Raw genomic sequence first — 19,494 nt, forward strand, 5'->3', positions numbered from 1 at the left:
TGTTTAGCACCTTCTAATATTACAGATAGAATCCGTCATTTTCAACAGTGAACATGGATTTCTTCTGAACACAACTCTTTTTCTTTCCTTATTTCCAAAAAGAAAAGCAGCCCATTTTAAAATACAGCTGCTTGTAATGTACATTATTCTTTTGCTTTTTTCTCTTTCTCTGCTCTTACAAATTCATGGAACATTTTCATTAAAGCGCGCTTTTCAATTCTTGATACGTAGCTTCTGGAAATACCAAGTGCCTTCGCAATCTCTCGTTGCGTCTTCTCCTTATCAAGCCCCAGTCCAAAACGCTTCACGATTACTTCTTTCTCTCGTTCGTCTAAAATATCGATATACTCTTTAATCTTTTCTAACTCCATACTAAGCTGGATCATATCAATTACATCTTCAGACTCTGATTTTAATATATCAATAAGCGATATTTCATTCCCCTCTTTATCTTGCCCGATTGGATCATGAAGTGAAACGTCCTTTTTCGTTTTCTTTAATACACGTAAATGCATCAAAATTTCATTTTCAATACAGCGTGCTGCGTACGTCGCAAGTTTTGTACCTTTTCCTGCCGAATAGCTCTCGATTGCTTTAATGAGCCCGATTGTACCAATTGAAATTAAATCTTCTGCATCTTCCCCTGTATTTTCAAATTTTTTAACGATATGAGCTACAAGCCGTAAATTATGTTCAATTAACAGATTCCTCGCTTGAGCATCACCTTGCTCCATTAACTCTAAGTACTTTCTCTCATCGTCTGATGATAATGGCTGCGGAAACGCATTGTTCTTCACATAAGAAACAAAAACAAACACTTCTCGAACCATATATCCAATTGCGGCGAATAGACTCAAACCTTTCACCTCCGCCAAAATAGTGGTCTTTACTAAGTGTATGTGGGCATGAGGTTGTTTGTGTCTGTACAGTTTATTTATAAAACTCAACACTTCCAACATTTAAAATATTTTATTGTTATATTATAATTATATAAAATTGTTATTTATATATGAATATGCTATTAAAGGGGACACTATTCATGCTCACATTAGATCGATTATTAAATGTAACAATTTATTTAGGGGTATTTTTACTTTTCATTTCATTCATTACTTTTGTTATTAAGAGAGGGCCTGATTTATTATTTTTTCAATTTGGAATTTCCTTGTTTTTTGGAGCTCAAATTATAATTGGAATGAAATTTTTTCATAACTATGGTTTCTCCTTTCACTCAAAATTAGAACTACTTATCTTTATTTTCTATGTAATTGGATTTATTACATGTATACTATCGTTCTTTCACTTTCAAAATCCCTATCGAATTTTTTTATTAATTTGTAGTTTTTTATTTTTAACTGGATCCAATTATTACTTTAAAGAAACATTTAAGTTTAGTAAAAAAATTCCAAAGCAACATAAAACTTTTTTAAGTACACAAGAAGAAGACTCTTTCCCAAAAGAAGTCCGTAAATTTTCAGAGGATTACAACAACATAATAAGGAATGATTTTTATGAAATACCGATGATTCCTACTGAATTACAGATTACAAGCAAAAAAGATTCTTCCCATAGTACATCTTTCTTAGTTGAACTTCATAATATGGAGGATGAAATTACTGATGACTCTGTACAATTAACTCCATCAGACCGTTTTTATATACTGTTAAATACACAAAAAACAAAAATATCAAAAATAGTATATGAAGGGCGAGATTTTTTCACATTAACAGTCACACTAAAGACTCTTAATTTACAGCAGGAACCAGAAATTCATAATATGTTTTTAGAAATAGATAAACGTAGAGCAATGAATCTTCTTGATTTCGAAATTAAAGCCCACTCTAAAGAATGGAAAGTAACATTTAAAAGTGATAGTTCTCCTTCCAACCTTCCTATCACATTTACATTTGAAAAACGAACAGGCAAATTATAAAAATAAAAAGAGTTATTTTCTTTGAAAAATAACTCTTTTTATTTTACTTGCTCCAAATTTTCTCCCCAGTATGCGCATCAATATAACGAATTTCTCGACTACCGTCGAAGAATTCTTTATAATTTTCACCCGTTATTTGTTTATACAGCAATTGATATACCGTTTCCTCTACATCATGATCTATAGACCATTCTAATTTAACTCGGATAGCATCTCTGTATATTTCTAACGCTTCTTCTTTCGTTACTTTTGGTGTTGTTTCGTATGTAAGTAATTCTTTTATAAATTTGCTAGACTCTCCAGAGTAGTGCATCACAGCACCGTTTTCCGTATTGATGTTAATCATAAATTGGTTATACTCTGCCGGAATATCATTTATATATACAGAAAAAATAAATCTTTCAATCCCATCTTCAGCTTCTTCACGTTCCTCCCAAAGACGCAGATATTGTGTGATATCTGGAATAACTTGTTCCAAAAATTGAAGTGCTTTTTTTAAACATTCCTCTCTAGGCAGTATTTGCTTTACTTCTTTATCATCTGTCAATTTTATAAAACCAGTTAATTCATTGGTTAATTTATCAATTGTAACGCTAACTAAATTATTATATTTCAGCATCGGTAAATGCTTTTTAAAGAATTCATTCATTAAATATGAATTCTTTTCTTCTTTCTGTTTTTGTAATTCCTCTTTCGGAACAAATTTCATCCTTATTTCATTATTATTTTCCGTCTCATCTACTTTTGCAAAACTTTCTTTATCCCAGTCAAATAATTCGAATATGTCATCTTGCCGGTTACCTTCTTCTATTTTTTCAACAACTACTGTTGGCGGTAATTTATAATGTTCTGGCCCATATAAATCTTTACCTGTACTTGCATCAATACATGCATGGCTAGGATCTGGTTCATATACAAGATGGTACCCTTTTACTTCTTCTCCATTTTCATACTCACATGAGGAGTGTGTTAAATCTACAAATGCAAGTCTCATATCTTGTCTAGCCTTCAAATTTTCTAAGACGACGTTCTCCTCAACAATATCACTTGGCCATAACGGTTTTTTCTCGATAGCTTTTTGTCCATTATAATGAAAATGCATCACATCACCTAATGGATGTACTAGCACAACACACCCCGTATTCGGCAATGGATAGCCATTCACTTCTTGCATATAATTTACTTCTTTCCAACCACGCCTGTCGTCCTTAACAGTTACATATGTATAAAATTCATATCCTTCTTTTGTATATTTTGTTAAAAATATATTTGCAATCTCTCTCGCTTGATTTTCCTCTAGAGCTTCCTTATCGTCCGAAAAAGAATTTTCATCATCTATACTAAATTCAATTAAATTACCAGTATGTCTATTCAGCGTAATTTGTATCGTTCTCTCTTCATCCTCTTTATGCTCCCACCATAATAGATGATACGGGTCATCTACGCCTTCTTGATCGTCTACAACAAGTCTATAATCATCTGGAATGTTGATCATATGAGCCACTTGCTCTTTTCTTTCTATATCTTTTTGATTCATCATACCGCCCCCTTGTTACAATTTAAGGTAATTATAACAAACAAAACCAAAGGATAATAAACAAAAAAGACTAGAGATATCTCTAGTCTTCTACTTCGTTTCACGATGTAACGTTACTCGCTTTAATCGTGGACAATATTTTTTTAGTTCGATGCGCTCTGGATTGTTTCGTTTATTTTTTTTAGAAATATAATTACGATCACCGCACTCCGTACAAGCTAGTGTAATATTTACACGCATATGTAATTCTCCTTTCTTTTAAAGATCGCAAAATAAATCGTAATGATTACGATTTATATATTATATAACTTCATTCTATTTGTCAATTGCAAAATAAAAGGGATCTAAATAGAACCCTTTTATTTAAGTAATCTATACCTTGTATTAAAATGTCTCATATGTAACAAACTCACTAATTGGTTTTCTATATCCTCGTGGGCGAATTTTAGTAGTATCACTTTTTCCTATCGTAATCATTAAAACAGGTACTACATGCTCTGGCATATTCAATTCACCTTGTACTGCTTTCTCATCAAAACCGATCATTGGACACGTATCATATCCATAATACTTAGCTGCGTACATAAAAGTCATCGCACTTAGCGAAGCATTTCTAATCGCTTCCTCTTCCATGAAGCGTTCTCCTTTTCCTTCATATAACCCTTTCGTTTGCTTAATTGTATCTTCATACTCACATTCATCAATCATCTTTAAAACCTTCATACCGAAATAAATATTTTCGACATTTTGGTATGCTCTCTTGTCACCACAAACAAGTATTACCGCAGATGCACTCGATACTTTATATTGTCCGAAGGCTAACTCTTTTAATCTTTCTTTGCGCTCTTGATCACGAATTACAACATAATGTGTATGTTGCAAATTGTAACAAGATGGAGAAAGCTTTGTGAGCTCAAATATTTTTTTAAAGTCCTCATCTGGGATTTCTATTCCTTGTACAAATTTCATTGCAGAACGTCTAGCAATTGCTAATTCTTCAAAGTTCACCGTATAGCCTCCTTAATAACTATAAATTCAAATATACGTTAATTTATACAAATGAATAAATCAAATAAAAACACTTTAAATTATCGAGAATAATGATGATTTGCAAAAAAAGACAAAAAGCTGAAACAATTAGTTCATACGAAATTCACACGAATCTATTACTATAGAAATTGTACATAGTGAATTTATTAACAATCACGTTTATTCATATAGAATTTTTAATCGAAAGGAGTTGAAAGTATGAAAACTAAATATCGTTTTATGATCTCATCATTTGCTGCTTGCGCCTACATGATTTGGTGTTTAGTATAATAACAACCTCACTTGTAAATAGGAAAAGGTGTGTATATAAATGGAATATAATCAATCAACAGTTAACTACTGGAAAGCTTTTGTACTACCATATACATTTGCTTTAGAAGAGTTAAAAACTAAATTTGAAATTATGAACCGGGAAGCCCAATTTTTAGAGGATTACAACCCGTTTGAACATATAAAAACAAGATTAAAACAACCTGAAAGTATTATTAAAAAACTTGAGCGTAAAAATTTATTACCGACAGTTGAAAATGCGCAAACGCATTTACAAGACATCATTGGCATTCGTATTACATGTTGCTTCGTAGAAGATATCTATCATTTGAAAGAAGTCATTCAAAAGCGTGAAGATATGGAAATCATAGAGGTAAAAGATTATATCGCTAATCCAAAACAAAATGGATATAAAAGTTTACACATGATTATTAAATATCCTTTATCACTGAATTCTGGTACAAAAGAAGTCTTTGCAGAAATTCAGTTACGTACGCTCGCAATGGACTTTTGGGCAAGTTTAGAACATAAACTTTATTATAAATATGAAGGGAAAATACCTGATTATTTAAAAGATGAACTACATGATGCCGCAATGAAAGCTGAGGATCTTGATAATAAAATGGCAACCATTCGCCAAGATATTGATGATATCGAAGCATGCTCAGATCAAATTATGTTACCACTATAAAAAAAGGTTCTCGCCAATGAGAACCTTTTTGCGCTATTTACGGAAAATTTCACTTTATTTCTTCTCTATCGTGCGAACCTCTTCAATTTTCCAGCCATCCTCTTCTTTTCCAAGTGCATACTGTACTTTTTTCTGAAGAGTGATTTCTCCATCTATTTCCTTTTCTTTTGTTTCAACAACAACATACCCTGCTTTACTAGCTTTTATGTCTATATGTTCCAATTCAATTTTCTTATTTCCCTTTTGAAAAGCTGCTTCTTTTTGCGTTTTTAAGTCTTCGGCACTAGGCATCTTCTTTGAAAATAATTCTATATGTTCAGCAAGATTTTTTTCATTTGTTGTCCTTACAAATTTATCCATAACATCTTGAATCGATTTCTCTTCTTCTTTCGTTATTTGTACCTTTTCCTCAGCTTTTGTAGTAGTAGCTTTTTGTTCTATCTGATTCTCTTTGGATTGACATCCAACTAGCAATAATACACCTATTAGAAAGGGTCCTATCCCCCTGAAAAAAGCTCTCATCTTCCCATCTCCTAAAAAGAAAAGTGAGGCATTTCGCCTCACTTTCGTTTATAATTAGCGTCTTCCTTTATTCGGGTCGCCACCGCCAACAATATCAAAGACACGTTTCGCGATATTTGTATTCTCTTGAACGCCAGAGAACAAGTATTTACCAGGACCAAATGCATATACGTTTACATCCTCTCCTGTATGTCCACCTGTTGTCCATCCTGTAACCGAACGCTTATTGAAAATATCTTCAATCGCATTATCAATCTTTGTTACATCTTTTGAAGGAGCAATATCATTTACCGCTTTAATTTCTTCAGGTGTTAATTGTAAATCAATATATTTTTTCAATGTTTCTTCTACATTTGCACCGTTTGCAATCTCATTTGCCATAAAGTCTGGTGTGCGTTTTGCAGCTTTAATTGAATCTACTTTAAAGTTATACTCACCATTTGCACCTAAAGATAATCCACCAGTAGCGTGGTCTGCCGTTGCAATAACTAACGTATTTTTATCTTTTTTCGCAAACTCAATCGCAGCTTTAAATGCTTTTTCAAAGTCTTCCATTTCACTCATTGCACCAACGATATCATTATCGTGTCCTGCCCAGTCAATTTGACTTCCTTCAACCATTAAGAAGAAACCTTTTTTATTTTTGTTCAAACGCTCAATTGCTGCATTTGTCATTTCTTCTAATGAAGGTGTCTTCTCATTGCGGTCAATCATTTTATCTAAACCGCCTGGTGCAAATAAACCAAGAATTTGATCATTTTTATCATTTAACAATTGATCTCGATCTGTTACGTAACTATAACCAGATTTCTTAAATTCTTCTGTAAGATTGCGATCTTTTCTAACAAAGTTTTTTACGCCGCCGCCAAGCATAACATCTACTTTATGCTTCCCTTTAATTTTCTCATCAAAATAATCATTTGCAATTGCGTCCATATTTTTACGACTAATGTCATGCGCACCGAAAGCAGCTGGTGTTGCATGTGTAATTTCAGAAGTAGCAACTAGTCCTGTTGATTTCCCCTTTTCTTTCGCTTGTTCAAGAACAGTTTTCACTTCTGCTTTATCATTATCAACTGCAATTGCCGCATTATATGTTTTAATTCCTGCTGACATAGCTGTTGCTGCAGATGCAGAGTCTGTGATATTTTCATGTTCATCTTCTGGATATGTCTTTTGTGTTCCTACAAGATGTTTATCAAACTCTGTAGATTCCATCTCAAAAGTTTTTGGATTATCTTTCATATAACGGTGAGCTGTCATATATGAAGGGCCCATACCATCCCCAATTAATACAATGACATTTTTAATCTTTGCATTGCTTCCGTTCTCATCTGCACTCACTTCACTAGAACGTGTAAAATTCCATGTTGCTACCGAAGTAACTGCTAATGATGCCACAACTGCAAATGGCCATGCTTTTTTCACAAACTTTTTCACTGTCTTGTCCCCCTAATTACGTTATTCATTTCCCACTATCAAATCTAATAGAAGACTATTAAGAGAAAATTAGTTATATGTAAATTTTTTGTTAACTTATGTAAATATCAGTTATAATTTGTATAAGTTTGTCTTTTCATATCAACCATCTTCACCTTTACAATCAAAATATAAACAAGTTGGATTTCATTTAACGTAAATCTCTTATTTAACATTTTCCATCTACTTTTATGAAAATTAATAGAAATGTGGTGAACATGTATGAAAATAATAAAGCTAGATGAAACTTTTATTTTTGATTTACTCGACCTTTGCAAATCTATTGGATGGTTACAAAATAAAGCATTTATGAAAAAACAATTCGAAATGTACCTTTCTCTCGGTACACTTGTCGGTTATATGCATGAAAATAAACTGATTGCAGCTGGAGGCGTATTTCCTTTTAAAGAAAGTTTTTCTACTATTGGCATGTTAATCGTCCATCCTCATTTTCAAAGACGAGGTATCGGGCGTATTTTGCTTAATCACTGCTTAGAACACACTCACCCAAAACAACCAATTGCACTTATTGCAACAAAAGCTGGCGAGCCTCTGTATACATCATGCGGATTTCAAACAGTAACGACGATTCATCGTTTTGAAAAACAAACTACTAAGACACATATCACTCATCCAAAACAAGTAAAAGAAAAAGATCTTATATCGCTTATTTCTCTCGATCAAAGTACAACTGGTGCCGATCGTTCTTTACTTTATTCATTACTATTACCAAGAACGAGCCACTCTTTTAAAATTGAGAGACATAACTGTATAGAAGCTTTTTCCTTATGCATACAAAAGGGGAATGTATTATGTATCAATCCACTTATCGCCAAACGAGAAGAAGATGCTATTCAATTACTACAAAACATATGTGAATGTTGGAATGGCACAGTAAGAATTGATGTCCCACATTCACAATTTTCATTTCGCAAATTTCTTCAAACAGAACATTTCCAAGAAACGCTCCTTTCACCTCTTATGATCAAAAATGGTAGCCAACTTCCTGGAAATCGTAATATGCTATTTGCTATGATAGATACAGCGTTATGTTAGAAAGGGGACACCTAATTGAAGCGATTTAGCTATTTTATGGTAGGTTGTCTTACTCTTACACTATTAGTAGGATGTAGTGCAGCAGAAAAGCCAGTAGAACAAGTAAAACAAGTTAAAAATACACTTACAGCAAAACTAGCTACCGAGGAAAAAATGGTAGAAATAGATGGTCAAACCATTTACTTCAAAAAGATTGGCAATGAAAAACCACCTTTACTTATGATCCATGGATTTGGAGGATCGTCAGATGGTTTTCAAAAGATTTACTCAGACTTAGCAAAAGATCATACAATTATTTCTGTAGATGCTTTAGGATTCGGGCGCTCATCTAAGCCGATGGATTTTTATTATTCTTTCCCAACTCATGCAAATTTGTATTATAAATTAATGAAAAAACTAGGTTACGATTCGTTTGCAATATTGGGCCACTCAATGGGCGGAGAAATTTCTCTTAATTTAACATATTTATATCCAGAATCCGTTACCCACCTTATTTTAACTGATGCTACGGGCGGTGCTCATACACTCGTTAATAAACAAGGATCACCAAGACCACAGTTGTCGACTGATTTAAATACCGTTTCTGCCATTGCAGATTATGATGAGAGCAAAGTGAAATTTAAACGTAATGATGAAGAGCATTACAATAAAATGAAATTATGGCCTAGACGTCTTCAAATCAACGCAAATGAAATAAAACAACCGACCTTAATTATATGGGGAAGAAATGATAGTAGCGTTTCGTGGAAAGAAGGAGAAACGTATCATCAATTCTTAAAAAATAGCACTTTCCATATTATCGAGAAAGGCTATCACGCACCATTTCGTCAGGAACCACAGGAGTTTGTAGGGTATGTGAAAGATTTCTTTGGCAAAAACCCTATAATAACTGAAAAATAAACGGGTATCTCATTTTGAGATACCCGTTTTCATATATTAAGCAGCTTGCTTTTGGCGTTTTTGAGTTTTTGAACCTAATACTTTCGGAATAACGAAACCATCTATTCCAAATTTACCAGCATTCATACCAGAAACTAGAACGAACATTGATAGAATAACCATTTCAGGATTCACACCAATTGACCCACTAAACATATAGGAAAAGTTCATTACAAGACCGAAAAAGACCGCTGTTTTTGTTAAACAGCCTACAATTAAACCAATTCCGACTAAAATTTCTCCCCACGTTACAAGTGTATTAAATAGATCAACGTTTGGAATTGCGAAATCTTGTAAAAATGATGCCCACCAAGATTGAACAGCCGGTTGTGCTCCTTTAGATTTTTCAATTGCACCTTGTAAATAACCCGTTGCATCGAATCCTTTTCCTTGTAGTTTACCAATTCCAGCCATTAACCATGTGTAACCAAGATACACTCGAATTACCGCTAACACAAAAGAAACTGCTTTGTTTTCTCTTAAAAATTGAATAACCATATATTCCTCCTAAATTTGTAATTAAGTTAGTTACAAGTTATAAAATAACATTAGTTACTTATTTTTAAAATGTTAATTATGAATAATTCATGACATGTGTATGAAACATTAAAAACTAACGTTTATATAGTAACTTTTATTACCTGTAAAAACTTGAACATATCATACCATAAGTGATAATGGTTTTCATTGAAGAAAATGTAAAAAAAATGTGAGTTAAATGTGAAACACGTTTATTCGAATATAGAATAAACGTGTTTCACACTACTTATATAATCGAAATGTATGTGTCTCTTTATCAATTAACCGTGCTTCTTCAAAAACCTCTCCTAACGTTTTTTCATGGTTAATAAGCCCGTAAAATAAGCGTATTGTAAACATAAGTGCTGCATTTCCATCTACATAATCTATCGATCCAATATACGATTTCGCACCACTACGTAAGAAAGATTCTGCTAGTTTTTGTTCCCCTAACGTACACCCACTATTTACAATATTTGTATTATGTAATTTTGCATATTTATAAATTTCTTCTGCACCAAAGTATCCTCTCGGTTCATCTTGTTCATATATATCTTCACCTAACTCTTCCATGACAAACTTTCCTTCCTCACCATGAAAGCAAAAGACGACATAATTAATATCGTTATATAAACCCTTTCCAGAAAGAATGTCGATGAATTCTTTCGGTCTACCAATCCAGTACGTTATAACTTTCGCCCCAAAGTATTCAAGTGATGCTCGGATTGATTGTGCCTCTAAATCAGAATTAAAGCCAACTACTAGTGCAACATTCCACATACACCCACCATCCTATAATTAGATCTCCTCTATCAAAATTTTAAGGGATACATCCATTTCATATATACCCGTTTCTTGCAAAAAATCAGCTCTAGTTAAAACGACTTTTTGTAAATATTGCCGATACGCAGTAATTGTCCCGTCGTGAGATACAATGCAAATTCTTTCAGCGCCTAGCTGACAACACCAAAGAAGAAATTCATCTACGATTTGCTGAAAACGATTCTCTGGAATAGTATTTATACCTTCCGTCCATAGCTGTTTATTTGTACTTTTCTCTATCAAAAAATGTGGAAATAAATTTGTTATTACCCCCTGATCTACTATGTGATCACATGGTAATGTTGTCGCTCCTTCTCGATAAGGAAAAATACGTGGGGATACATATGGGTGGACAATTTTTTGACAAGCTACTTTCGCACTCCATATTGTTGCCGTTTGTAAAGTTCTAATTGTAGGACTAGCAATTAATATATCCGTTTCTTGCAAGGGTACATTGCATTGAAGTAATTTAGCCTGATTCCTTCCCTCATCCGTTAACGGTGGATGAGGCACTTGTAAACTTGATGGCGAATCTTTTGTATGTTCTCCTTCACCGTGCCGAACAAAGATGAGTTTCATCCCCATCCTCCTCTCACTATAAAATCCTCTTACATATTTCTTCCCTATTCCATCCTTTATTCCTGCTATATGAAACATCGATATGTAAAAAATATTTGACACAACAAATTGGAAAAAATTACAATTATATGTGTAAAATACTTTTTACAAGAGAGAGGAGAAACATGCATATGAAATGGCTAACCATCTTAATTGGCATGATTATATGGGGGTATATAAACGGATTTTTTAGCAGTGATAAAACTGCTAACCCTTGGATTACAGATGATGAACGCGAAACAAAAATTAAGCAAAAGGCAATCATTGCAAGCTGGTCCGGTGTTTTTATGTTTTGTACCATTAATCTCTTAAACAAATGGTTAGGTATAAAAACGAGTAATACATCACCATACTTACCAACTTCTGTCGCAACTATTTTAAAAGAAAATGTAGAGTTACAAATTTTATTTATGCTATTTATTACGTATGGCATATTTTACGTATACTATCGAAGAAAATTAAGCGCTTAACTTTTTATCTCATGATTATCCTCCTAAATGGTTATAGTAATTAGGACAAGATGAAAGGAAAGGAGCGATAGAAAAATGAGTAACTCGAATGACTTTTTAGATACACTGCATGAAAAACAAGCAAAAGATGAACAAAATAGAAAACGTCAAGGGAACGGAAACCCAGCGAAAAAAAAGCCAAATAAAACACATAAATAATAATAAAAAATCTGCTTAAAATTATCTTTTAGGCAGATTTTTTATTGTTATTTCACCGATATAACATTTCCCCAATTCCATTTCTCATAATACCACTCTGGTACATCTATATTTTCAATCCACTTCATTTCATGCTTTCCATATCTATGAGCAAGCCATACATCTGCTTTCTTACGGTCTGAACGTATCCATATTAATTGATTGCTCTTCTTCATAAAGATTGGATGATAATCACCCTGCTTATGAGGTGGCTTTGTGATTCGATGCTGTACATTGCTTGTACTATCAACTTCATATAAAGATGGTAGTGGCCTTTTTTCTGGCAATGTTTCAAATCCTCCCTCTTTTGCTCGAGAGACGATAATTACGTTATCGTTCTTCCATGTAAAATCCCAATCGACATATCCTTTCGGTGTAAATGTGTTCTGCTGAAGTGCTGGCAATTCTTTTACTTTCAAATGTTTATTCTCTAATGCAACTCTCCCGCTTCCTTCAATATAGGCCAATATATTGTTGGCTGGCGCCCATTTGAACCATTGTGTGTTTAATAACATTTGATCTACCTTTTCAAAACGACTACCATCTGCACGAACTAAGCAAAGCGTATTGCTATCAGCTGACCATGAAGCTGTCGGTACTGCTAAAAATGAAATCCACTTTTGATCTGGCGACCACTGAAAGCCACTTGCAACTAACGCTAGGAAATCATCATGTTCATTTGGCAATGCATACAAATGCTTCATTTTGTGAGGATTCATATGTGCATCTTTTTGTACTTCATATAGCTGAGCTCCTGTCCATCCAGTTGGAAGTAAGTGTGCTTCAGAAGATACAAGAAACTTCTTTCCATTCGGGTACCATGCATAATCTCCTACACCTGCCGATACATTTTCAAAATCTGTATTCTTTTTTTGGACATCAAACGTATTTAATGTATCCGCAAATACAAATGCAATTATATTTTCTTTTGGTGACCATTGATAATTCGATGCTTCTGAGTGAAACGGCGTAACTTTCTTTCCATCTTTCAGCCGATATAACTCAAGACTACCTTGTTTCTTTCCTTTTACATATGCCAGCCACTCTCCATCATGAGACCACTTTGGCCCTGTTATATACTCTCCTTTTGTAAGTTGTTTTTCTTTTCCATCAACTTTAATCCAGAGGTCATGATGACGAATAAAAGCAATTTTAAATTCATTATTTTCTGCGCTACTATTAATGGTTGAACATAAAAATACGACTAACATTGTACCAACGCTTACTATGAACCGTTTCATAACACCCCTCCATTCCCCTCATAGCATTCCTCAATGTTCACCTACAATATGTAAAAAATACCTATTCGACATAATCAGAAAAAATTTCCCAAGAAATTTTAAATTCATAGAGGATTGGTATGAATTATGTCGAAAATATAGTTTAGCTAACATCAGATTATGTAATTCGAGATCAATTTGTAAGATTATTTTTCGGAATATTACCACTTTTTATTAGGGGGAGTTTCAATGAAAAAAACTACATCTACACTATTAAGTATGGCGCTCGTCTTTTCCAGTTTTGGAGCTTTAAGCGCACATGCTGAATCGCTACAAAAGGAGAAGCAATTTAGTCCACAGTTAAAAGCGAACATTGAACAATGGGGAGAAAACAAAATTGCGCAAAATGTTGAAACAAAAACATCAAAAGAAATTTCTGTCATTGTAGAATTGCAACATGCTCCACTCGCTTCACAAAGTAACATTCAGCATGCTCCAGATTTACAAAATAATCATACACAGTCTTATCATACCGAGCTTAAAAAAGCACAAGAAGGTACAACTAAGAAAATAAAAGAAAAAGCACCTGGTGCAAAAATTAAAGAAGTGTATAATACGTTATTTTCTGGATTCTCTATTTCAGTTCCTGGAGATCAAATTACCGCTCTTGCTTCTTTACCTGAAGTAAAAGCAGTCTATCCGAACTTAACATATAAATTACATGAAACATCAAAAAGTACTACTAATGAAGAAGCACCAAATATCGGCGGACCAACAATTGGTGCAACTGAAGCATGGAATTTAAAAGACCCATCTGGTAAACCGCTTGATGGAAAAGGTATGAAAGTAGCGATTATCGACTCTGGTGTAGACTATACACATCCTGACTTAAAAGCAAATTATATCGGTGGATATGACACAGTTGATGAAGATAATGATCCAATGGATGGTAACGTACATGGTACTCATGTAGCTGGAATTATTGCTGGTAACGGAAAAATTAAAGGCGTTGCTCCGAATGCTTCTATTTTAGCTTATCGTGTCATGAATGACGGTGGTACTGGTACAACAGATGATATTATTCAAGGTATTGAACGAGCAATTCAAGATGGTGCTGATGTGTTAAATCTATCCCTTGGACAAGATTTAAATGTACCTGATCAGCCTGTAACTTTAACGTTAGAACGTGCAGCAAAGCTTGGGGTTACTGCAGTCGTTTCCAATGGAAATGATGGTCCAAAACCTTGGTCTGTTGATGCACCTGGAAATGCAAGTAGCGTGATATCAGTTGGAGCATCTACAGTTTCTATTCCGTTTCCAACATTCCAAGTAGCTGGTTCCAGCAAAACATACCAAGGATTACCGTTATCAAAATCAGATTTCCCAATAGGAAATGATTCTCCACTTGTATATGTTGGCTATGGTAATCCAAGCGATTATGCAAAACAAGATGTGAAAGGAAAATTTGCACTTGTTTTACAAGGTACTTCTAGCACGTTAGTAAAAGCTGAACAAGCGAAGCAAGCTGGTGCAATTGGTGTACTATTCATTTCTACAGAAAAAGAAATCAATATTATGCCTGAATACTTTACACGTGAAAACCTAGCCCTTCCAGTTATGCAACTATCCAATGTAAACGGTGAAGAGTTGAAAAACTTAATTACAAAGCGTAAGAAAAATATAAAAATTGGCCAACCAAATCCAACCGAATTGATTGCTAACTTCAGTTCCAGAGGTCCGTCACAAGGAAGTTGGCTTATAAAACCAGATATAATTGCACCTGGCGTACAAATTACGAGTACAGTACCGAGAGGCGGCTATGAATCTCATAATGGTACAAGTATGGCTGCTCCACAAGTAGCTGGAGCGGTTGCCCTCTTGCGTCAAATGCATCCTGATTGGACGACAGAGCAATTAAAAGCATCCCTTGCCAATACCGCAAAAACTTTAAAAGATGTGAATGAAAATACATATCCTATTATGACACAAGGGTCTGGTTTAATTAACATCCCGAAAGCAGCTCAAACAGATGTATTAGTCAAACCTAACAATGTGAGCTTCGGTCTTATTAAGCCAAACAGTGGGAAAGTAAAACTGACGCAAAATATTACGTTACAAAATCTATCTAGTAAAAAGAAAAGTTTTTCAACTCGTGTGGAATTGCTAGATACAAACACAAAAACAAAAGTAAAAACTTCTGTACCTTCATCGATTAGCATACAGCCGAATAGTAGTACCGAAAAACCATTTACTATCACTGTCGATAGTTCGCTACCCCAAGGTGTCTATACTGGAAATGTGTATATAAAAGAACAAGGTAAGAAGGAAGAAACTCGCATTCCATTTACATTTAGTATCGATCCTAAAGATTACAAACGTATAGATGGACTCGAAATTATTAATTCTACATTTAGTCCAAATGGTGACCAAATATTAGACGATAATCTCATCAACTACTATTTAGTTGCACCTGTGGATGATGTAACATTGCACGCAAATTTAGTTACAAAAGAACGTGTAACGTACCAAGGGATTATCCATCAAGCTAAAAATGAAACAGCTGGATACAAACCTTTCAAATGGAATGGTACAAAAGCAGATGGTACTCCGTTAGCTGACGGTCTATACCAAATCGAAGCAGTTGCCTCTAATTCTGGTGGGGAAACAAAACAAACAGCTGCTGTATTTCTGGATCGAACTGCACCTAAGTTAACATACGAAATTGACCAAGAAAACCTTGTAATCACAGGAAAAGTGGATGATATCTTACTAGATTGGATGACAGAATCTGGTTGGGTAGCACCTGGAATTCCAGTGAGACTACAGTATGAAATCAACGGAAATGGTGTATGGGAAAGTGCATTCCTAAATCCTTGGGAGAAAAATTACGGCATTTATTTAGAGCGTACTCAATTACAAGAAGGTAAAAATACAATTCACATTGTAGCAACAGATGCAGCTGGAAATACATCTAATTTAAATGTTGATTTAGATGTGAAATAAGGTAGTAACCCGATTCTTTCGCCCCTATCGGATTTTCCGATAGGGGCTTTTTCTATTTCTCACAGAAACAAATATTAAATAATTCCGAATCTTATGATAAAATTTTATAAGCGCTTACAATTTTTGAAAGGGGGTGATACAAGCTATACGAAACCGATACTTAATTTTATTTAAAAAAAGGAGGATGTCTAAATGACAAAGAAAAGAGAAATTCCATCGCATTTAAAACCATTCGTATCCACACAGCATTATGATCAATACACACCGGTGAACCACGCTGTATGGCGTTACATTATGAGACAAAATCATAGCTTCTTAAAAGACGTTGCTCATCCAGCCTATGTGAACGGACTACAATCATCTGGTATTAATATAGATGCAATTCCAAAGGTAGAAGAAATGAATGAATGTTTGGCGCCAAGCGGCTGGGGCGCTGTAACGATTGACGGACTTATTCCTGGCGTCGCATTTTTCGATTTTCAAGGGCACGGATTGCTACCAATCGCAACAGATATTCGCAAGGTAGAGAATATCGAGTATACACCAGCTCCAGATATTGTACACGAAGCTGCAGGACACGCACCTATTTTACTTGATCCTACATATGCAAAATATGTGAAACGATTTGGACAAATTGGTGCAAAAGCTTTCTCAACAAAAGAAGAACATGATGCATTCGAAGCTGTTCGTACATTAACAATTGTAAAAGAAAGCCCTACTTCTACTCCTGATGAAGTTACAGCTGCTGAGAATAATGTACTTGAAAAACAAAAGTTAGTTTCTGGCTTATCAGAAGCGGAACAAATTTCACGTCTTTTCTGGTGGACAGTAGAATATGGATTAATTGGAAATATAGATGCTCCAAAAATATATGGTGCTGGTCTCCTTTCTTCTGTTGGCGAAAGCAAATATTGCTTAACAGACGCTGTAGAAAAGGTTCCATTCTCTATAGAGGCATGTACAAGTACAACTTATGACGTAACAAAAATGCAACCACAACTATTTGTTTGTGAATCATTTGAAGAATTAACAGAAGCACTTGAGAAATTCTCTGAAACGATGGCCTTTAAAACAGGTGGTAAAGAAGGATTAGAAAAAGCAATTCGCTCTGAAAATCATGCAACTGCTGAATTAAATAGCGGCTTACAAATTACAGGTACATTTACCGAGACAATTGAAAACGATGCAGGTGAATTGATTTACATGCGAACGAGCTCGCCAACAGCATTAGCAATTCACAATAAACAGCTAGCGAATCATTCTACGTCTGTACACAGTGACGGGTTTGGAACACCAATTGGATTACTCACTGAAAATATTGCATTAGAAAATTGTACAGATGAACAATTACAATCATTAGGAATTACAATTGGAAATGTTGCTGAGTTTACTTTTGCAAGTGGTATTCATGTAAAAGGAACAGTAACAGATATTGTAAAAAACGATAATAAAATCGCTCTTATTTCCTTTATCAATTGTACAGTTACTTATAACGACCGCGTTTTATTTGATGCTTCATGGGGCGCATTTGATATGGCTGTTGGTTCAACAATCACTTCGGTATTCCCAGGTGCCGCAGATGCTGCAGCATTTTTCCCAATGGATGAAGAAATCCAAGAAATTCCTGCTCCACTTGTACTGAATGAACTTGAACGTATGTATCAAACAGTTCGCGATATCCGAAATGAAGGTATTTTACACGACGCGCATATCGAGCAATTAGTAGCAATTCAAGAAGTATTAAATAAATTGTATCCGAAAGAATGGTTACTTCGCCTTGAAATATTAGAATTGCTTTTAGAGCATAACAAAGGGCACGAAACATCAGCAGCATTATTACAACAACTTTCTACTTTCACAACGGATGAAGCTGTAACACGTCTTATTAACAATGGTCTTACGCTACTTCCAGTAAAGGATGTGAAAAATGATGCTACGATTAACTGAAGAGGAAGTTCAAGAAGAATTATTGAGGTTAGATAAATGGGTAGTAAAAGATGAAAAATGGATTGAAAGAAAATATATGTTTTCCGACTACTTAAAAGGAGTCGAATTTGTCTCTGAAGCCGCCAAACTATCAGAAGAACATAATCACCACCCATTTATCCTTATCCAGTATAAAGCAGTCATTATTACTTTGTCATCTTGGAATGCAAAAGGTTTAACGAAACTCGATTTTGAGCTTGCGAAGCAATTTGATGAACTATTTGTCCAAAATGAAAAAGCCATTATAAGAAAGTAAAAAAGAGAAGCCTTTATTAGGCTTCTCCTTTTATTTTGAAATGGATACAATGTCCAAATGGATCCTCTACTTGTAATATTCCATCTTTGTACGTAGCAATCTTGCCAATATTTTTTAAGCTTTCACATACTTGCTCTTTTTGTTTTTCATCTGCTAGTACAATTGTGAAATATTTCAAGCCAACAGAATTTGGCATTTGCGGTAGTATTCCTTCACCTTGCCACGTATTTAAACCGATATGGTGATGGTAGCCGCCTGCCGATACAAAGAGCGCCCCATTACGGGCTGGGATCGTTACTTCAAAGCCAAGACCATCCACATAGAAACGTTTCGCTTCTTCCAAATCAGCTACATGGAAATGAATATGTCCCATCACAGTACCAGCTGGAAACCCACTCCATTTACTTCCTTGCTGTAATAATTCTTCACCAGCTAACGGGTTACTAACAAATGGTAGCTCTCCATTCTCATCACGCCAAACTTCTTTTTGACGATCATGATAAATTTCAATCCCGTTTCCATCTGGATCAGCTAAATAAAGGGCCTCACTAAAGTAATGGTCAGCTCCGCCGTGCAGTGGATATACCATTTCTACAAGATGACGAAGGATATTCGCTAAATCCTGTCTGCTCGGTAATAAAATTGCGTAATGATATAAACCCGTTCTCCCTCTTTGCTTTGGTAAGGCTTCTTTCTTTTCTTCAATGATAAGGAGTGGTTCGTTATTTTCATTCCCAAATGTAACGACCATTTCATCTTCTTTTAGCACTTTCATACGTAGTACTTCTGTATAAAACTCTAGTGATTTCTTTATATTTGATACATATAAATGAACAACATCAAGTGTTGTATCGGGATGAAGTTGAAAACTCATCTTGTTAGCCTC

20 protein-coding genes are annotated in these 19,494 nt (G+C 34.6%); 9 read left to right on the forward strand and 11 right to left on the reverse strand.

Annotated features, from left to right (window positions below; translation table 11 throughout):
* Nucleotides 1-143: 143 nt before the first annotated feature.
* Complete coding sequence (sigK, locus tag PQF83_RS12435; protein ID WP_000051382.1) at nucleotides 144-857, reverse strand: RNA polymerase sporulation sigma factor SigK; 714 nt, start codon at nucleotides 855-857, stop codon at nucleotides 144-146.
* A 182-nt stretch (nucleotides 858-1,039) separates the two neighbouring features.
* Between sigK and PQF83_RS12440 the strand changes: the two genes are divergently transcribed.
* Nucleotides 1,040-1,933, forward strand: coding sequence for a hypothetical protein (locus PQF83_RS12440; RefSeq protein WP_000956571.1), 894 nt, complete (start codon nucleotides 1,040-1,042; stop codon nucleotides 1,931-1,933).
* Nucleotides 1,934-1,976: 43 nt separating this feature from the next.
* On the opposite strand, the gene PQF83_RS12445 is transcribed toward PQF83_RS12440, so the two are convergent.
* The 3 genes from PQF83_RS12445 to PQF83_RS12455 all read right to left on the reverse strand — a co-directional run bounded on the left by PQF83_RS12445 (nucleotide 1,977) and on the right by PQF83_RS12455 (nucleotide 4,478).
* Nucleotides 1,977-3,470, reverse strand: coding sequence for a YcdB/YcdC domain-containing protein (locus PQF83_RS12445; protein ID WP_001072052.1), 1,494 nt, complete (start codon nucleotides 3,468-3,470; stop codon nucleotides 1,977-1,979).
* A gap of 90 nt (nucleotides 3,471-3,560) precedes the next feature.
* Nucleotides 3,561-3,710 (reverse strand): 50S ribosomal protein L33, encoded by a 150-nt coding sequence (rpmG, locus tag PQF83_RS12450; RefSeq protein ID WP_001265617.1) that lies wholly within the window; start codon nucleotides 3,708-3,710, stop codon nucleotides 3,561-3,563.
* Nucleotides 3,711-3,854: 144 nt separating this feature from the next.
* A complete protein-coding gene (locus tag PQF83_RS12455; protein WP_001008505.1) occupies nucleotides 3,855-4,478 on the reverse strand; it encodes a nitroreductase family protein in 624 nt (207 codons plus the stop codon).
* Nucleotides 4,479-4,830: 352 nt separating this feature from the next.
* On the opposite strand from PQF83_RS12455, the gene PQF83_RS12460 reads away from it, so the two are divergent.
* Complete coding sequence (locus PQF83_RS12460; protein ID WP_000456216.1) at nucleotides 4,831-5,481, forward strand: GTP pyrophosphokinase; 651 nt, start codon at nucleotides 4,831-4,833, stop codon at nucleotides 5,479-5,481.
* Between the two features lie 54 nt (nucleotides 5,482-5,535).
* On the opposite strand, the gene PQF83_RS12465 is transcribed toward PQF83_RS12460, so the two are convergent.
* Both PQF83_RS12465 and PQF83_RS12470 read right to left on the reverse strand, forming a co-directional pair.
* The gene (locus tag PQF83_RS12465; protein WP_001201015.1) at nucleotides 5,536-6,003 is read right to left on the reverse strand and encodes a hypothetical protein; all 468 of its coding nucleotides are present in this window, start codon (nucleotides 6,001-6,003) and stop codon (nucleotides 5,536-5,538) included.
* Between the two features lie 54 nt (nucleotides 6,004-6,057).
* Complete coding sequence (locus PQF83_RS12470; RefSeq protein WP_000714929.1) at nucleotides 6,058-7,443, reverse strand: alkaline phosphatase; 1,386 nt, start codon at nucleotides 7,441-7,443, stop codon at nucleotides 6,058-6,060.
* A 261-nt stretch (nucleotides 7,444-7,704) separates the two neighbouring features.
* Here PQF83_RS12470 and PQF83_RS12475 point away from each other — a divergent pair, with 261 nt between their 5' ends.
* Nucleotides 7,705-8,538 carry a GNAT family N-acetyltransferase gene (locus tag PQF83_RS12475; RefSeq protein ID WP_000691519.1) on the forward strand — a complete coding sequence of 278 codons (834 nt, stop codon included), beginning with the start codon at nucleotides 7,705-7,707 and terminating at the stop codon, nucleotides 8,536-8,538.
* A gap of 15 nt (nucleotides 8,539-8,553) precedes the next feature.
* Nucleotides 8,554-9,438, forward strand: coding sequence for an alpha/beta fold hydrolase (locus PQF83_RS12480; protein WP_000819826.1), 885 nt, complete (start codon nucleotides 8,554-8,556; stop codon nucleotides 9,436-9,438).
* 36 nt (nucleotides 9,439-9,474) lie between these two features.
* Here PQF83_RS12480 and PQF83_RS12485 read toward each other — a convergent pair whose 3' ends face one another.
* From PQF83_RS12485 to PQF83_RS12495, 3 genes are all read right to left on the reverse strand, one after another.
* Nucleotides 9,475-9,975: a DoxX family protein gene (locus tag PQF83_RS12485; RefSeq protein ID WP_000236600.1), complete on the reverse strand. Its 501-nt coding sequence runs from the start codon at nucleotides 9,973-9,975 to the stop codon at nucleotides 9,475-9,477.
* 264 nt (nucleotides 9,976-10,239) lie between these two features.
* Complete coding sequence (locus PQF83_RS12490) at nucleotides 10,240-10,776, reverse strand: hypothetical protein (RefSeq protein ID WP_000267385.1); 537 nt, start codon at nucleotides 10,774-10,776, stop codon at nucleotides 10,240-10,242.
* An 18-nt stretch (nucleotides 10,777-10,794) separates the two neighbouring features.
* The gene (locus tag PQF83_RS12495; protein ID WP_000766621.1) at nucleotides 10,795-11,397 is read right to left on the reverse strand and encodes a histidine phosphatase family protein; all 603 of its coding nucleotides are present in this window, start codon (nucleotides 11,395-11,397) and stop codon (nucleotides 10,795-10,797) included.
* A 170-nt stretch (nucleotides 11,398-11,567) separates the two neighbouring features.
* Between PQF83_RS12495 and PQF83_RS12500 the strand changes: the two genes are divergently transcribed.
* The gene (locus PQF83_RS12500; RefSeq protein ID WP_000871757.1) at nucleotides 11,568-11,906 is read left to right on the forward strand and encodes a hypothetical protein; all 339 of its coding nucleotides are present in this window, start codon (nucleotides 11,568-11,570) and stop codon (nucleotides 11,904-11,906) included.
* A 75-nt stretch (nucleotides 11,907-11,981) separates the two neighbouring features.
* Nucleotides 11,982-12,104, forward strand: coding sequence for a DUF4023 domain-containing protein (locus PQF83_RS12505; RefSeq protein ID WP_000071861.1), 123 nt, complete (start codon nucleotides 11,982-11,984; stop codon nucleotides 12,102-12,104).
* A 47-nt stretch (nucleotides 12,105-12,151) separates the two neighbouring features.
* Here PQF83_RS12505 and PQF83_RS12510 read toward each other — a convergent pair whose 3' ends face one another.
* On the reverse strand, nucleotides 12,152-13,384 hold the full coding sequence (locus tag PQF83_RS12510; protein WP_000819449.1) for an eIF2A-related protein: 1,233 nt from the start codon (nucleotides 13,382-13,384) through the stop codon (nucleotides 12,152-12,154).
* A 228-nt stretch (nucleotides 13,385-13,612) separates the two neighbouring features.
* On the opposite strand from PQF83_RS12510, the gene PQF83_RS12515 reads away from it, so the two are divergent.
* From PQF83_RS12515 to PQF83_RS12525, 3 genes are all read left to right on the forward strand, one after another.
* Nucleotides 13,613-16,366: a S8 family serine peptidase gene (locus PQF83_RS12515; RefSeq protein WP_000754138.1), complete on the forward strand. Its 2,754-nt coding sequence runs from the start codon at nucleotides 13,613-13,615 to the stop codon at nucleotides 16,364-16,366.
* A gap of 192 nt (nucleotides 16,367-16,558) precedes the next feature.
* A complete protein-coding gene (locus tag PQF83_RS12520; RefSeq protein WP_000163099.1) occupies nucleotides 16,559-18,313 on the forward strand; it encodes an aromatic amino acid hydroxylase in 1,755 nt (584 codons plus the stop codon).
* Nucleotides 18,294-18,608, forward strand: a complete 315-nt coding sequence (locus PQF83_RS12525; RefSeq protein WP_000979545.1) for a 4a-hydroxytetrahydrobiopterin dehydratase — start codon at nucleotides 18,294-18,296, stop codon at nucleotides 18,606-18,608. The genes PQF83_RS12520 and PQF83_RS12525 overlap by 20 nt, the downstream gene beginning before the upstream one ends.
* 16 nt (nucleotides 18,609-18,624) lie before the next feature.
* Here PQF83_RS12525 and PQF83_RS12530 read toward each other — a convergent pair whose 3' ends face one another.
* Nucleotides 18,625-19,482, reverse strand: a complete 858-nt coding sequence (locus PQF83_RS12530) for a VOC family protein (protein ID WP_000009821.1) — start codon at nucleotides 19,480-19,482, stop codon at nucleotides 18,625-18,627.
* Between the last annotated feature and the right edge of the window lie 12 nt (nucleotides 19,483-19,494).

The organism is Bacillus sp. FF-1 (assembly GCF_028548245.1).
Taxonomy (GTDB): Bacteria; Bacillota; Bacilli; order Bacillales; family Bacillaceae_G; genus Bacillus_A; species Bacillus_A paranthracis.

Excerpts from the sequence above, each read along its gene's own strand:
- PQF83_RS12475 (WP_000691519.1), top strand. The coding sequence starts at position 7,705 with ATGAAAATAATAAAGCTAGATGAAACTTTTATTTTTGATTTACTCGAC.
- PQF83_RS12530 (WP_000009821.1), bottom strand. The coding sequence starts at position 19,482 with ATGAGTTTTCAACTTCATCCCGATACAACACTTGATGTTGTTCATTTA.
- PQF83_RS12520 (WP_000163099.1), top strand. The coding sequence starts at position 16,559 with ATGACAAAGAAAAGAGAAATTCCATCGCATTTAAAACCATTCGTATCC.
- PQF83_RS12465 (WP_001201015.1), bottom strand. The coding sequence starts at position 6,003 with ATGAGAGCTTTTTTCAGGGGGATAGGACCCTTTCTAATAGGTGTATTA.
- PQF83_RS12515 (WP_000754138.1), top strand. The coding sequence starts at position 13,613 with ATGAAAAAAACTACATCTACACTATTAAGTATGGCGCTCGTCTTTTCC.
- PQF83_RS12500 (WP_000871757.1), top strand. The coding sequence starts at position 11,568 with ATGAAATGGCTAACCATCTTAATTGGCATGATTATATGGGGGTATATA.
- PQF83_RS12505 (WP_000071861.1), top strand. The coding sequence starts at position 11,982 with ATGAGTAACTCGAATGACTTTTTAGATACACTGCATGAAAAACAAGCA.
- PQF83_RS12485 (WP_000236600.1), bottom strand. The coding sequence starts at position 9,975 with ATGGTTATTCAATTTTTAAGAGAAAACAAAGCAGTTTCTTTTGTGTTA.
- PQF83_RS12460 (WP_000456216.1), top strand. The coding sequence starts at position 4,831 with ATGGAATATAATCAATCAACAGTTAACTACTGGAAAGCTTTTGTACTA.
- rpmG (WP_001265617.1), bottom strand. The coding sequence starts at position 3,710 with ATGCGTGTAAATATTACACTAGCTTGTACGGAGTGCGGTGATCGTAAT.
- PQF83_RS12495 (WP_000766621.1), bottom strand. The coding sequence starts at position 11,397 with ATGAAACTCATCTTTGTTCGGCACGGTGAAGGAGAACATACAAAAGAT.
- PQF83_RS12510 (WP_000819449.1), bottom strand. The coding sequence starts at position 13,384 with ATGAAACGGTTCATAGTAAGCGTTGGTACAATGTTAGTCGTATTTTTA.
- PQF83_RS12440 (WP_000956571.1), top strand. The coding sequence starts at position 1,040 with ATGCTCACATTAGATCGATTATTAAATGTAACAATTTATTTAGGGGTA.
- PQF83_RS12490 (WP_000267385.1), bottom strand. The coding sequence starts at position 10,776 with ATGTGGAATGTTGCACTAGTAGTTGGCTTTAATTCTGATTTAGAGGCA.
- PQF83_RS12525 (WP_000979545.1), top strand. The coding sequence starts at position 18,294 with ATGATGCTACGATTAACTGAAGAGGAAGTTCAAGAAGAATTATTGAGG.
- PQF83_RS12445 (WP_001072052.1), bottom strand. The coding sequence starts at position 3,470 with ATGAATCAAAAAGATATAGAAAGAAAAGAGCAAGTGGCTCATATGATC.